The sequence below is a fragment of the Delftia sp. WSY_16 genome (assembly GCF_043104415.1).
In the GTDB taxonomy this organism is placed as follows: Bacteria; Pseudomonadota; Gammaproteobacteria; order Burkholderiales; family Burkholderiaceae_C; genus Comamonas; species Comamonas tsuruhatensis.
Map to the genome: position 1 here is coordinate 93,908 of NZ_JBICKS010000037.1, position 12,253 is coordinate 106,160.

A 12,253-nucleotide genomic window follows, 5' to 3' on the forward strand; every position below is an offset into this window, starting at 1 on the left:
CCTGAAGCCTCACAGCTGCAGGCGGGCCTCGGCGATGCCGTCCAGCTCGGCCACCACCAGGTCGCCGGCCTGGGCAAAGGCCAGGCCATTCCATGTGCCCGTGGTCACCACCGTGCCTGCGGGCACGTTGCCATAGCGGCGCACCAGCTCCTGCAACCAGCCGGCCAGCAGCCACAGCGGATCGCCCAGCGGATGCGTTCCGGTGAACGCCTGCAGCGGCGCCGCACCCACGCGCAGCCGGCAGACCTGGGCAGACCAGTCCCGCGGCGACTCGCGCGGCAGCAGCCGCGAAGCGTCCTGCCACGGCCCCAGCACCAGGGCGCCATGGCACAGACCGTCGGCGGCCAGCAGCAGCGGCGGCGCCTTCAGGTGCTGGCGCCAGCGCGTATCCACCACCTCGATGGCGGCGGTGATGCCGTCGATCAGCTCCAGCCCATCGCCGGGCTGCAGCGCGGCAGCCATCTCGGCCGTCACCTCGCGGCCCAGGCGCAGGGCGATCTCGGCTTCGATGCCACGCAGGTGCAGCGGCGCGCCACCGGCCACCGAAGGGCTGGCCCAGACGCCTTCTTCGGGCAGCGGCGCATGGGTCAGCGGGGCATCGCGGCGCGGCGCGCCAGACTTCCAGTAGCCCGGAACGCGGCCCGGTCCCTGCTGGCTGCCGGCCACGCGCCAGCCCAGGGCGGGCGCCATGGCGGCCTGCACGGCCTGCGCATCTGCGGGCGTGCGCACCACGTCGGCCCAGTCGTCGGCATCCAGCAATTCGCCGCTGTGGCGCGCCTGGAGCAGCGCATGGGCCAGGTCTGTGGGAGTGCGGGGGTTGTTCGTCATGGAGCGGCTTTCTTGGAGTGCATCGGAGGGTCGCAAGCGGCCCCGATTGTCCGCTGGACAAGGCGATCCCATGGTTATGCATTAAATGCATAAGGCTCTCGCGCATAAGGCGTTGGACAGCGCATAGCCCCGGGAATAAGCTCAAAACCCTCAGACAACTCTTGTGTGGAACCACCATGCAGCAACCCGCTTCGGCCGGCGTTACCAACCACGCCATCCCTTCCTACCTGCAGGCCGATCACCTCGGCCCCTGGGGCAATTACCTGCAGCAGGTCGATCGCGTCACCCCCTACCTGGGCCATCTCGCCCGCTGGGTCGAAACCCTCAAGCGCCCCAAGCGCATCCTGATCGTCGATGTGCCGATCGAGCTGGACAACGGCACCATCGCCCACTACGAAGGCTACCGCGTGCAGCACAACCTGAGCCGCGGCCCCGGCAAGGGCGGCGTGCGCTTCCACCAGGACGTGACCCTGTCCGAAGTCATGGCCCTGTCGGCCTGGATGTCGGTCAAGAACGCGGCCGTCAACGTGCCCTACGGCGGCGCCAAGGGCGGCATCCGTGTCGATCCCAAGACGCTGTCACGCGGTGAGCTGGAGCGCCTGACGCGCCGCTACACCAGCGAGATCGGCCTGCTGATCGGCCCCTCCAAGGACATTCCAGCGCCTGACGTCAACACGAACGGCCAGATCATGTCCTGGATGATGGACACCTACTCCATGAACACCGGCGCCACCGCCACCGGCGTGGTCACGGGCAAGCCCGTGGACCTGGGCGGCTCGCTGGGCCGCGTCGAGGCCACCGGCCGCGGCGTGTTCACCGTGGGCGTGGAAGCGGCCAAGCTGACCGGCCTGTCGGTCCAGGGCGCGCGCATTGCCGTGCAGGGCTTCGGCAACGTGGGCGGCACGGCCGGCAAGCTGTTCGCCGACGCGGGCGCCAAGGTCGTGGCCGTGCAGGACCACACCGGCACCATCCGCAACGCCAACGGCCTGGATGTGACGGCCCTGCTGGCCCACGTGGCCGCCAAGGGCGGCGTGGGCGGCTTTGACGGCGCCGAAGCCATGGACGCTGCCGATTTCTGGGGCGTGGACTGCGACATCCTGATCCCCGCCGCACTGGAAGGCCAGATCACCAAGGACAACGCCGGCAAGATCAAGGCCAAGATGGTGATCGAGGGTGCCAACGGCCCCACCACCACCGAGGCCGACGACATCCTGACCGAAAAGGGCGTGCTGGTGCTGCCCGACGTGCTGGCCAATGCCGGCGGCGTGACGGTGAGCTACTTCGAATGGGTGCAGGACTTCTCCAGCTTCTTCTGGAGCGAGGACGAGATCAACGCCCGCCTGGTGCGCATCATGCAGGACGCCTTCGCGGCCATCTGGCAGGTGGCCCAGCAGCACGGCGTGACGCTGCGCACCGCCACCTTCATCGTGGCCTGCCAGCGCATCCTGCATGCCCGCGAAATGCGGGGACTGTATCCCTGATCACGCCCTGAGGCGCTGACGCGCCTTCCCCCTCTCTGCTTGCTTCGCAAGGGAGGGGGACGACACCCTCGCGGCGGGGCGGCCCTTGCTCGGTGTCCCTGACTTGGGCCGCGCCAGTTTTTGGCGCTGTGCACCACACGGTCAATGAAAGGCGCTTCGGCGCCTTTTTTCTTTGGCTCTTTTCTGGTGCTGGCAAGGGGTTAGCACCCGTTCCAGTGGGCCTAAGCGCGGGTTTCCGAATGGCGAAGCGGATCTCCAGTCAAACCCTGGTGCCCTGTGGCCCAGGGTTTTCTATCGTTGCGGGCAGTGAACTGGAGACTGCCCATGACCGTCCGCCGCAGCATGCTGGCCCTGCTGGCCTCTTTGCCTTTTTTCTCCCTGGCTCCTGCCGCCGCGCTGGCGGCGGCCTGGCCTGAACGCCCCATCACCATCGTGGTGCCGGCCGCCGCTGGCGGCACCACGGACATTGCCGCGCGCGTGCTGGCCGAGAAGATGGGCAAGGACCTGGGCACCTCGGTGGTGGTGGAGAACAAGGGCGGTGGCGGCGGCAGCATCGGCACGGCCCAGGTGGCGCGCGCCAGGCCCGATGGCTACACGCTGCTCATGGGCAACATCGGCCCGGTGGCCATCAATTTCAGCCTGTACAAGCAGCTCAGCTACAAGGAAAGCGACCTGCGCGGCATCACCAATGTGATCTCCGTGCCCAACATCCTCGTGGTCCATGCCGATTCGCCCGTGCGCAGCGTGCGCGAGCTGGTGGAGCTGGCCAGGACCCGGCGCCTGAACGTGTCCACGTCGGGCGTGGGCCAGTCGCCGCACATGTCCTCGGAGATGTTCCGCCAGAAGGCCGGCATCGAGGTCACGCTCGTGCCCTTTCCCGGGGCCGCGCCTGCGGTCACGGCGCTGCTGGGCCAGCAGGTGGACTACATGATCGACAACCTGCCCAGCTCCATGCCGCACATCAGGAGCGGCAAGTTCCGCGCGCTGGCCATCACCAGCGCCACGCGCTCGGCCCAGTTGCCCGAGGTGCCCACCATGACCGAGGCCGGCGTGCCCATGCAGGTCACGGCCTGGTTCGGCCTGCTGGCCCCTGCCGGCACGCCCGATGCCGTGGTCGAGCGCATCCAGCAGTCGGCCCGGCGCGCCATGCAGACGGCCGAGGTGCGCCAGCGCTTTGCCGACCTGGGCGGCGTGCCCGGTGGCGAGACACCGGCCGAGTACGACGCCTTCATCGCCCAGGAACGCAAGAGCTGGGCCCAGATCGTCAAGGCCGCAGGCCTGTCGCTGGAATAGTTCTCCCCTCCCGTCCGTGCCTCCCCTCCCATGCAAGAAGACATCGCCGCCCTGCTGCGCCAGCCCTTTGGCTCGCTGCCCGAACTCGTCGCGCTGCAGGCCAGCCAGCGCCCCCGCCACACCGCCCTGGCCATGGACGGCCGCAGCCTCGACTACGCCGCGCTGCGCCTGGGCATGGACCGCGTGGCCCTGCGCCTGCAACGCCAGGGCCTGGGCCCCGGCGACGTGGTGGCCATCTGCGCGGGCAGCTCGCCCGAGTACGTGCTGGTCTTCCTGGGCGCGTTGCGCGCAGGCGTGGCCGTGGCGCCGCTGGCCCCGTCGGCCACGGCCGGCCACCTGAGCGCCATGCTGGACAACTGCGGCGCCCGGCTGGTGCTGCGCGACGCGGAAACCGCCGCGCAATGGCCGCTGCAGGCCGGACAGGATCTGCAATGCGTGGCCCTGGACGGCGCTGCCGAGGCCGGCATGCCGTGGTCGCAATGGCTGGCTGCGGACGAAGCGGACCATGGCACGGCACCCACGCCCATCCACCCCCAGCCCGACTGGCCCTTCAACGTCATCTACTCCTCGGGCACCACGGGCGTGCCCAAGGGCATCGTCCAGTCCTGGGCCATGCGCTGGGCCCACGTGCAGCGCGCCATCCACAACGGCTACGGGCCCGATGCCGTCTCGCTGTGCGCCACGCCGCTGTACTCCAACACCACCCTGGTCGCGGCCCTGCCCACCCTGGGGCTGGGCGGCACCCTGGTGCTGATGCGCAAGTTCGACGCGGCGCACTGCCTGGAACTGGCCGAGCGCCACCGTGCCACCCACACCATGCTCGTGCCCGTGCAGTACCAGCGGCTGATGCAGTGCCCGGGGTTCGACGGCGCCGACCTGAGCCGCCTGCGGCACAAGTTCTGCACCAGCGCACCCTTCCATCCCGCGCTCAAGGCCGAGGTGCTGCGCCGCTGGCCCGGACGGCTCATCGAGTACTACGGCATGACCGAAGGCGGCGTGCGCTGCGAGCTGCACTGCCATGACTTCCCCGACAAGCTGCACACCGTGGGCAGGCCGGGACCGGGCGCCGACATCCGCTTCATCGATGAGCAGGGCCGCGAACTGCCGCCCGGCGAGCAGGGCGAGATCGTGGGCCGCTCGGCCGGGATGATGAGCGGCTACCACCGCCTGCCCGACAAGACGCAGGAGGCCGAATGGTTCGATGCCCAGGGCCTGCGCTTCATCCGCAGCGGCGACGTGGGCCGCCTGGACGAGGACGGCTTCATCGTGCTGGGCGACCGCAAGAAGGACATGATCATCACGGGCGGCTTCAACGTCTACCCGAGCGACATCGAGTCCGTGCTGCTGCAGCACCCGCAGGTGGCCGAATGCGCGGTGATCGGCGTGCCCTCCGATGCTTGGGGCGAGACCCCCGTGGCCTACGCCGTGGCGCGCCCCGATGCCACGCCCTCGGCCGCCGAGCTGCGCGAATGGCTCAACGCCCGCGTGGGCAAGACCCAGCGCGTGGCCGAGCTGCGGCTGGCCGCCAGCCTGCCGCGCAGCGAGATCGGCAAAGTGCTCAAGCGCGCGCTGCGCGAGCAGTACCAAGTCGACGCCCTGTCCACTTCATGAAACGGAGTCCCCCCATGCCCATGCCCATGCACCCACTCCCGCGCCGCCGCCTGCTGTCCTGCCTGGCCCTGGCGACCTGCGCCCTGCTGGCCCCGGCCACCCATCTCGCCCATGCTGCCGATGCCTGGCCTGCCAAGCCCATCCAGCTGGTCATTCCCTATCCACCCGGCGGCAGTGCCGACCTGCTGGGCCGCCCGCTGGCCGTGCAGCTGCAGCAGCAGCTGGGCCAACCCGTGGTGCTGGAATACAAGCCCGGCGCGGGCGGCACGCTGGCCTCGCAATACGTGGCGCGCGCCAGGCCCGATGGCTACACGGTGCTCATGGTGCTGGCCGCCCATGCCATCAACGACAGCCTCTATCCCAAGCTGCCCTACGACACCCGCCGCGACTTCGCGCCCGTGTCTTTGGTGGCCAACCTGCCCATGGTGGTTGCCGCCAGCAGCAAGCTGCCGGCCAGGAACATCCAGGAACTCATCCAGGCCGCCAAGGCCAACCCCGGCAAGCTCACCTTCGGCTCGGCGGGCAACGGCAACACGGGGCATCTGGCGGCCGAGTACTTCGGCTCCATGGCAGGCGTGCGCATGACCCATGTGCCCTACAAGGGCAGCGCGGGCGTGGTCAACGCCATGCTGGCCGGCGACATCGACCTGACCTTCGACAGCATCTCCACCTCCATGCCCCACATCCGCAGCGGGCGCATGCACGCGCTGGCCGTCACCAGCCCGCAGCGATCGGCGCTGGCGCCCGAGGTGGCCACCATCCAGGAGCAGGGCATCGCAGGCTTCGACGTGACCGGCTGGTACGCCGTCATCGCGCCGGCCGGCACGCCCGCCGAAGCCACCCAGCGCCTGAGCCGCGAGATCGCCTCCGCCCTGCGCCAGCCCGCGCTGCAGGCCCAGCTGGCCGCCGGCGGCTACGAGCCCGTGGGCTCCACGCCCGAGGCGCTGCAGGCGCATATCGACAAGGAAATCACGCGCTGGGCCACTGTCGTCAAATCGACAGGTGCACGGGTGGATTGAAAGTCACCCCCTGAGCGGCTGCGCCGCTTCCCCCGTGTGCACGGCGCCCTCTCTCGCTTCGCGGGAGGGGGGCATCCGGGCAACCGGCGGCACCCTCGGTGCGGGGCGGCGCGGCCGGCGTAGGCCCTTCCTCGGTGCCCCGGAGTCGGTACACGCCAGTCTCGAGCGCCGCGCCCAATGCGATGATCATGTCCATGAATACACCCATCAAAGAACACCCGGCCAACCCCTTCGAAGGCGAGGCGCCCGGCATCCTCTTCGGGCTGCCCATGCCCATGGCCCGCGCCATGAAGCTCAGCGGTGAACGCATCGGCGATGACCGCGCCCAGATCCGCATGGGCTTTCAACCGGACCAGGCCAACAGCCGCGGCGACGTGCACGGCGGCGCCATTGCCTCGCTGCTGGACTGCGCCCTGGCCTCGGCCTGCCGCTCGCATGACCCCACGGCCTTCGGCGTGGCCACCATCGATCTCACGCTGCACTACGTCTCCGCCGGCAGCGGCGATCTCATCGCCACCGCCCACTGCGAGCGGCGCGGCCGCTCCATCAGCTTCGCGCGCGGCGAAGTGCGTTCCGAGGACGGCACCCTGGTGGCCCTGGCCACGGGCACCTTCAAGCTGATGGCGCGCAGCCCGGCACAGGCCTGAGCGCAGGGCACACGCGGCGCCGGATGGCGCCGGACGGCACTTGCGTGCCGCCGCGTCGTCAGAGCCGCTTTTCCTTGGCCTCGATCAGCTTTTGCATCAGTTCGCAGACCTGCCTGGCCTGCTCCTGGGTGATGTCGATGTTCTCGATCACCGAGCGCTTGAACTGGATGCCGTTGACTGCGCCGCTGTTCTCGATGAAGCCCAGCGTCAGGGTGCGGTTCAGGAAGTAGATGACGGCCGCGATGCCCCAGCCGATCAGCATGACCACCAGGCCTGCAAAGAAGCTCTGGGCCATCATCGACCCGCCCATGAACAGGGACAGGGCACCGATGCCCAGCGCCGTCTTCCAGGGCTTGTGATAGCCGTAGTAGGTGGAGCAGATGCCCTGCAGCGGGATCAGGCGCGACTGGGTGCCCGACAGCGAGGCGCTGCTGAACTCAAGGCGCTCGCTGCCCACGCGGATGGTGGTGGTGGGATCGATGTTGACCTTGGACAGGATCCAGGCGACCAGGCCGCCTTCGCGGCCTGTGATGGCAATGTGGTTGCCCTTGTCGTCTATGGGTTGCTCGCTGGCTTTCCAGGCCTTGATGACCAATGCACTCACGGTAATACCCTCTCTTGAATGTTTGAGAAACCACGGGCTGTCCCGCCATGGCATTGCACCACGGGGGCCGCCTGAGGAGGGGCGATTACAGCACAGGGCATGAGTGCAGCCTTGGGCAACCAGGGCCGCTGTGCGCCATCAACCGGGTTGCACCCCCGCCGACTGCAGCAGCCGCCCCCAGACCGGAGCCTCCTGTGCCCAGGCCTTGCCGAAGCGCTGAGGGCTGTCGTCATCGACAGGGACGAAACCGGCCGCGATGATGCGGGCCGTGCCTTCGCGGCTGGCCACTGCGCGGTTGGAGATCTCGCCCCATTGCCGCGTGAGGTCGGCCGGCAGGCCCCTGGGGCCGGCGATGGCCAGCCAGCCGGACAGTTCCATGGCCTCGTGGCGGTAGCCGGCCTCGGCAAAGGTGGGCACCTCGGGCAGCAGGGGCACGCGGCGCGTGCCGGTGACGGCCAGGGCGCGCAGCTTGCCTGCATCGATATGGGGCTTGAGCGTGAGCAGGCTGCCCATGCCGATGGGGATGCGCCCGCCCAGCATGTCCTGCACCATCAGCGCCTCGCCCCGGTAGGCCGCATGCGCCATGCCGGCACCGGCCATGTCGCTGAGCACGGCGCAGGCCAGGTGGCCGTGCGAGCCTATGCCGTAGGAGCCATACGAGAGCTTGCCCGCGTTGGCCTGGGCCCAGGCCATGAATTCGCGCAGGTTGGAGGCGGGCACGTCGGCCGTGACCACCAGGGCGATGGGCGCCATGCACACGCGCGACAGGGGCGTGAGGTCGGTCAGCGGGTCGTAGGCGGTCTTCTTGTAGAGGTATTTGTTGGTGAGCATGGTGGAGGTGGTGCCCAGCAGCAGGATGAGCCCGTCGGGCGCCGAGCGGACCACCATCTCGCCGCCGATCAGTCCGGCCGCGCCGGGCTTGTTGTCCACCACCACGGTCTGGCCCAGCTGCTGGGCCATGCGCTCGCCCAGGATGCGCGCAATCACGTCGGTGGCGCCGCCCGCCGCAAAGGGCACGACGATGCGCACGGGCCGCGTGGCAAAGCCGGCCTGCGCCAGCACGCTGGCGGGCCCTGCCGCCACGGCGCCGGCCGCCAGGGCCAGCGCCTGGCGCCGATTCAATCGGTTATCCAGTCGGTCTTCAAGTCGGTCATTCAACTGGCCGTTGAATCCGCTGTTCGATGCCGTCCCCGAGATCACTGCCATCACACGCTCCTTTGCCTGGGTGCCACCGTGGGTGGAGACACCGGATCAAGAAACCGCCGTCTCGAAATCAATCGAGTTGGCCAAGCGTATTCGAGGCAGATGGATTCACCATCAGGGAAATCATTGGACTGCTTGCACCAGAATCAGAAAACTCTGAGTGCAAAACGGCCTTTCAGTCTCATTTTCATCAAGATCGTGCTGCAGATCTCTGTTGCGCCCAGGCATGGCGCAGCAGCACCTGTTCGGCCTGCTTGAGCACGGGCGCATCGACCATGCGGCCGTCCAGCACGCAGACGCCGCCTCCGGCCTCGGCCAGGGCCTGACGCAGGCGCTGCGCGTGGGCCACGGCCGCTGCATCGGGGTCGAAGACGGCGTGCAGGGGCTGGACCTGGGCCGGGTGGATGCACAGCTTGCCGCCAAAGCCCATGCGCCGCGCGCGTGCCGCGTCCTGGGCCAGCCGCTCGGGGTTGCGCGTGTCCACCGTCACGCCGTCCACGGCCGCGCCGATGCCGGCGCGGCGCGAGGCCAGAACCAGGGCCATGCGCATGGGCAGCAGCTCTTCCTCGCCCTGCTCGCAGGCCATGCCCGCATCGACCTGGAAGTCCAGGTGGCCGAAGGCCAGGCGCACCACCTGGGGCGCGGCAGCCAGGGCGTCGGCCGCGTCCAGGCCGGCCACGCTTTCGATGAGGGGCAGCACGGCCGCCCGTGCGCCCGCAGCCTGGGCCACCGCATGCAGTGTCTGGGCGCGCTCGGCCTTGGAGACCATGGCGCCGGCCACGCCCTGCTCCACCAGCTGCGCCAGCGCGCGCAGGTCATCCGCATGCCAGGGCGTGCCTTCGGCGTTGATGCGCACCAGCAGGCGGGCACGGGCCGGGCCTTCCAGCGCACCCACGGCCTGGGCCAGCGCCTGGCGGGCGCCGTCCTTGTCGGCCGGGGCCACGGCATCCTCCCAGTCGGCGATGACCATGTCGGCGCCGCTGTCCAGGGCCTTGCCCAGGCGCTCGGGCCGCGTGGCGGGGACGAAGAGAAAGGAAGTGGCCTGTCGCGCCAGATCGTGCATGCGGATGTCCTTGGGAGAGCGGTTTATTCGGCCGAGACGCCTGCGGCCTTGATGACCTTGTCCCAGCGCGCCACCTCGGCCTGCAGGTGGGTGCGCAGGCCTTCCGGCGTGGCCTTGTCGGGCGTGACCAGGTCGGAGCTGAGTTCGGCGATGCGCTTTTTGACGTTCTCGTCCTTGATGGCCACGTTCAGCGCCTTGTTGATGGCCATGACCACCTCCTTGGGCGTGCCCTTGGGCGCGTACATGCCGTGCCAGACCTTGACGTCGAAGCCCTTGAGGCCCTGCTCGTCCAGCGTGGGGATGTCGGGCAGCGAGGACAGGCGCTTGGGCGTGGTCACACCGAAGACCTTGGCGCGCTGGCCGTCCTTGATCACGGGCACGGTCTGCGTGGTCTGGTCGCACAGCAGGTCCACCTGGCCGCCCATGAGGTCGTTCATGGCCGGGCCTGCGCCCTTGTAGGGCACGGTGGTGAGCTTGACGCCCGCCTGGTGCATGAACAGCATGCCGCACAGCTGGGAGACGGCGCCGATGCCGGCATTGGCCAGCGAGACCTTGTCCTGGTTCTTCTTCACGTAGTCCAGCAGCTCGGCGAAGTTGTTGGCCGGGAAGTCCTTGCGCGACAGCAGGGTCATGGGCACGTCCAGCACCTGGCCGATGTACTCGAAGTCCTTGAGCGGGTCATAGGGCAGCTTCTTGTACAGCGCAGGCGCCGTGGCCATGCCCATGTGGTGGATGAGGATGGTGTAGCCGTCGGCCTTGGCCTTGGCCACGCGGTTGGGCGCAATGGTGCCGCCCGCTCCCACGGTGTTCTCGACCAGCACGCTCTGGCCCAGCACCTGGCCCATGGGCACGGCCAGCAGGCGCGCCACCACGTCGGTGGGGCCGCCAGCGCTGTAGGGCACGACGAGGACGACGGGCTTCTCGGGCCAGGCCGCTGCCAGGGCGCCGGTGGTCGTCCCGCCGGCGGCAAGGGCGCAGGCGGCGGCCGCTGCGTAAACGAGGCGGCGGCGGAAAGAAGTGGTGCGTTGCATGGTTTGTCTCCTGTGCACTTTGGTGGAAGCGGGAGGCGCTCTGTGGTGGCGCCTTTCCCATGGATTCGCCGGCCGGGGCCGGCGCGAAAACTCAGTCAAGAACTCAGTCAAGCAGGCGCTGCACGCGCGGCCAGTGCGCGATCTGCCACAGCCGCGCTACGGCGGCCTGGGCGGGGTCGTCCTGCAGGGCACCGCCATAGGCGATCAGTCGCAGCGCCTTGGCCGTGATCTCCTCGCGCGACAGCGTGTTGCCCGGATCGCCCTTGGGCTCCTCGACACGGCCATGCAGCGTGCGGCCATCGGTGGTGAGCACGGTGACCTTGCCGATCCAGCGCTGCGGGTAGGCGGCATCGACCTCGGGGTCCAGCACCATGCCCACCTTCTCGCGCAGGGCCACCGTGGTGGCTGCCAGGTAGTCGTTGTCGAACTCGTCCAGGCCCGCATGGCCGTGGCGTGCGGCCAGCGCCAGCACCGTGCCCATGGAGAACTTGCTCTGGTGCACGCTGGCCGGATCGACCACGGGGCCCAGCACGTCGATGGCGCCCTGGTGCACGTGGCAGGTGACCTGCGCCAGGTCGGCGGGGGCCAGGCCGTGGTCCTGCATGACCTGCAGCAGCGCGTCGGCGGCCGGGTGCGTGTGGCGGCAGGAGGCATGCCATTTGAACGAGGTCTCGGCCGTGGCCCAGCGCGTGCCCAGGCCGTCCGTGAGGCGCGTGGGATCTGCATCCGTGGACATGCCTGCCGCCAGGCCCTGCGGTCCCGTGAAGATGTCCTGCGCGCCCGTGAATCCGTCCTTGGCCAGGTAGGCCGACATCAGGCCCGCCGCGGCCGCATGGGCCGTGTGCAGCTGCTTGCTGTCGGCCGCGGTGCGCAGGAATTCCCACAGCCCCGCCGACTGCGTGCCGGCCGAGCCGAAGGCATGCTGCATCTGCGCGGGCGTGAGGCCCAGCAGCCGGCCCACGGCAGCGGCTGCAGCCAGGGTGCCGGCCGTGGCCGTGGTGTGGAAGATGCGGTAGTGGCTGCGGCCCAGGAACTCGCCCACGCGGATGCCGACCTCGTAGCCGGCCACGCATGCGGCCATGAGTTCGGCGCCGCTGGCGCCGATGCTCTGCGCCACGGCCAGCGCGGGCGGGAAGACCACGGCCGCGGGGTGGAAGACCGAGCCGTTGTGCACATCGTCCTGCTCGGCCACATGCGAGGCGGCGGCATTGGCCAGGGCAGCCATCATGGGCGAAGTGGCGGCGTCCTGGCCCAGCACCTCGCTGGGGCCGCCGGCCAGCCCCTGGGACAGCGCAAAGCGCGTGATGCTCTGCACGGGGCGCGCGCCCTGGCCTGCGAGCACGGAGCCGAACCAGTCCACCCAGAGGTCTTCGGCGCGCTGCTGCACGGCGGCGGGAACGTCGTCCCAGCGCAGCGTGGCGGCGAACTGGGCCAGCGGATGGATGCTCACTTGCGGATCATGTTTCATGAGGG

Annotated in this window: 11 protein-coding genes; 5 read left to right on the forward strand and 6 right to left on the reverse strand. The window is 69.5% G+C overall.

Going from position 1 to position 12,253, the window contains the following annotated elements:
• Nucleotides 1–9 precede the first annotated feature (9 nt).
• Entirely contained in the window at nucleotides 10–828 is an 819-nt protein-coding gene (locus tag ACF8O7_RS18430) for a fumarylacetoacetate hydrolase family protein (protein ID WP_126311604.1), read from the reverse strand.
• A 176-nt stretch (nucleotides 829–1,004) separates the two neighbouring features.
• Between ACF8O7_RS18430 and ACF8O7_RS18435 the strand changes: the two genes are divergently transcribed.
• From ACF8O7_RS18435 to ACF8O7_RS18455, 5 genes are all read left to right on the forward strand, one after another.
• Nucleotides 1,005–2,309: a Glu/Leu/Phe/Val dehydrogenase gene (locus tag ACF8O7_RS18435; protein WP_016450234.1), complete on the forward strand. Its 1,305-nt coding sequence runs from the start codon at nucleotides 1,005–1,007 to the stop codon at nucleotides 2,307–2,309.
• A 324-nt stretch (nucleotides 2,310–2,633) separates the two neighbouring features.
• Nucleotides 2,634–3,602: a tripartite tricarboxylate transporter substrate binding protein gene (locus ACF8O7_RS18440; protein ID WP_126311603.1), complete on the forward strand. Its 969-nt coding sequence runs from the start codon at nucleotides 2,634–2,636 to the stop codon at nucleotides 3,600–3,602.
• Nucleotides 3,603–3,632: 30 nt separating this feature from the next.
• Nucleotides 3,633–5,213 carry a class I adenylate-forming enzyme family protein gene (locus ACF8O7_RS18445; RefSeq protein ID WP_126311602.1) on the forward strand — a complete coding sequence of 527 codons (1,581 nt, stop codon included), beginning with the start codon at nucleotides 3,633–3,635 and terminating at the stop codon, nucleotides 5,211–5,213.
• 20 nt (nucleotides 5,214–5,233) lie between these two features.
• Nucleotides 5,234–6,232, forward strand: coding sequence for a tripartite tricarboxylate transporter substrate binding protein (locus tag ACF8O7_RS18450; protein ID WP_275826761.1), 999 nt, complete (start codon nucleotides 5,234–5,236; stop codon nucleotides 6,230–6,232).
• Between the two features lie 194 nt (nucleotides 6,233–6,426).
• A complete protein-coding gene (locus ACF8O7_RS18455; RefSeq protein WP_043789514.1) occupies nucleotides 6,427–6,879 on the forward strand; it encodes a PaaI family thioesterase in 453 nt (150 codons plus the stop codon).
• 58 nt (nucleotides 6,880–6,937) lie between these two features.
• On the opposite strand, the gene ACF8O7_RS18460 is transcribed toward ACF8O7_RS18455, so the two are convergent.
• From ACF8O7_RS18460 to ACF8O7_RS18480, 5 genes are all read right to left on the reverse strand, one after another.
• Complete coding sequence (locus ACF8O7_RS18460; RefSeq protein ID WP_012202143.1) at nucleotides 6,938–7,483, reverse strand: hypothetical protein; 546 nt, start codon at nucleotides 7,481–7,483, stop codon at nucleotides 6,938–6,940.
• 138 nt (nucleotides 7,484–7,621) lie between these two features.
• The gene (locus ACF8O7_RS18465) at nucleotides 7,622–8,689 is read right to left on the reverse strand and encodes a tripartite tricarboxylate transporter substrate binding protein (RefSeq protein ID WP_126311601.1); all 1,068 of its coding nucleotides are present in this window, start codon (nucleotides 8,687–8,689) and stop codon (nucleotides 7,622–7,624) included.
• Between the two features lie 187 nt (nucleotides 8,690–8,876).
• Nucleotides 8,877–9,749: a CoA ester lyase gene (locus ACF8O7_RS18470; RefSeq protein WP_012202141.1), complete on the reverse strand. Its 873-nt coding sequence runs from the start codon at nucleotides 9,747–9,749 to the stop codon at nucleotides 8,877–8,879.
• 23 nt (nucleotides 9,750–9,772) lie between these two features.
• A complete protein-coding gene (locus ACF8O7_RS18475; RefSeq protein WP_074921220.1) occupies nucleotides 9,773–10,780 on the reverse strand; it encodes a tripartite tricarboxylate transporter substrate binding protein BugD in 1,008 nt (335 codons plus the stop codon).
• Nucleotides 10,781–10,883: 103 nt separating this feature from the next.
• Nucleotides 10,884–12,248: an MmgE/PrpD family protein gene (locus ACF8O7_RS18480; RefSeq protein WP_126311600.1), complete on the reverse strand. Its 1,365-nt coding sequence runs from the start codon at nucleotides 12,246–12,248 to the stop codon at nucleotides 10,884–10,886.
• Nucleotides 12,249–12,253: the final 5 nt, after the last annotated feature.

What these genes read in the sequence shown, in the direction of transcription:
- ACF8O7_RS18475 (WP_074921220.1), bottom strand. Translation starts at nt 10,780, where the DNA reads ATGCAACGCACCACTTCTTTCCGCCGCCGCCTCGTTTACGCAGCGGCC.
- ACF8O7_RS18430 (WP_126311604.1), bottom strand. Translation starts at nt 828, where the DNA reads ATGACGAACAACCCCCGCACTCCCACAGACCTGGCCCATGCGCTGCTC.
- ACF8O7_RS18455 (WP_043789514.1), top strand. Translation starts at nt 6,427, where the DNA reads ATGAATACACCCATCAAAGAACACCCGGCCAACCCCTTCGAAGGCGAG.
- ACF8O7_RS18470 (WP_012202141.1), bottom strand. Translation starts at nt 9,749, where the DNA reads ATGCACGATCTGGCGCGACAGGCCACTTCCTTTCTCTTCGTCCCCGCC.
- ACF8O7_RS18440 (WP_126311603.1), top strand. Translation starts at nt 2,634, where the DNA reads ATGACCGTCCGCCGCAGCATGCTGGCCCTGCTGGCCTCTTTGCCTTTT.
- ACF8O7_RS18435 (WP_016450234.1), top strand. Translation starts at nt 1,005, where the DNA reads ATGCAGCAACCCGCTTCGGCCGGCGTTACCAACCACGCCATCCCTTCC.
- ACF8O7_RS18445 (WP_126311602.1), top strand. Translation starts at nt 3,633, where the DNA reads ATGCAAGAAGACATCGCCGCCCTGCTGCGCCAGCCCTTTGGCTCGCTG.
- ACF8O7_RS18480 (WP_126311600.1), bottom strand. Translation starts at nt 12,248, where the DNA reads ATGAAACATGATCCGCAAGTGAGCATCCATCCGCTGGCCCAGTTCGCC.
- ACF8O7_RS18465 (WP_126311601.1), bottom strand. Translation starts at nt 8,689, where the DNA reads ATGGCAGTGATCTCGGGGACGGCATCGAACAGCGGATTCAACGGCCAG.
- ACF8O7_RS18450 (WP_275826761.1), top strand. Translation starts at nt 5,234, where the DNA reads ATGCCCATGCACCCACTCCCGCGCCGCCGCCTGCTGTCCTGCCTGGCC.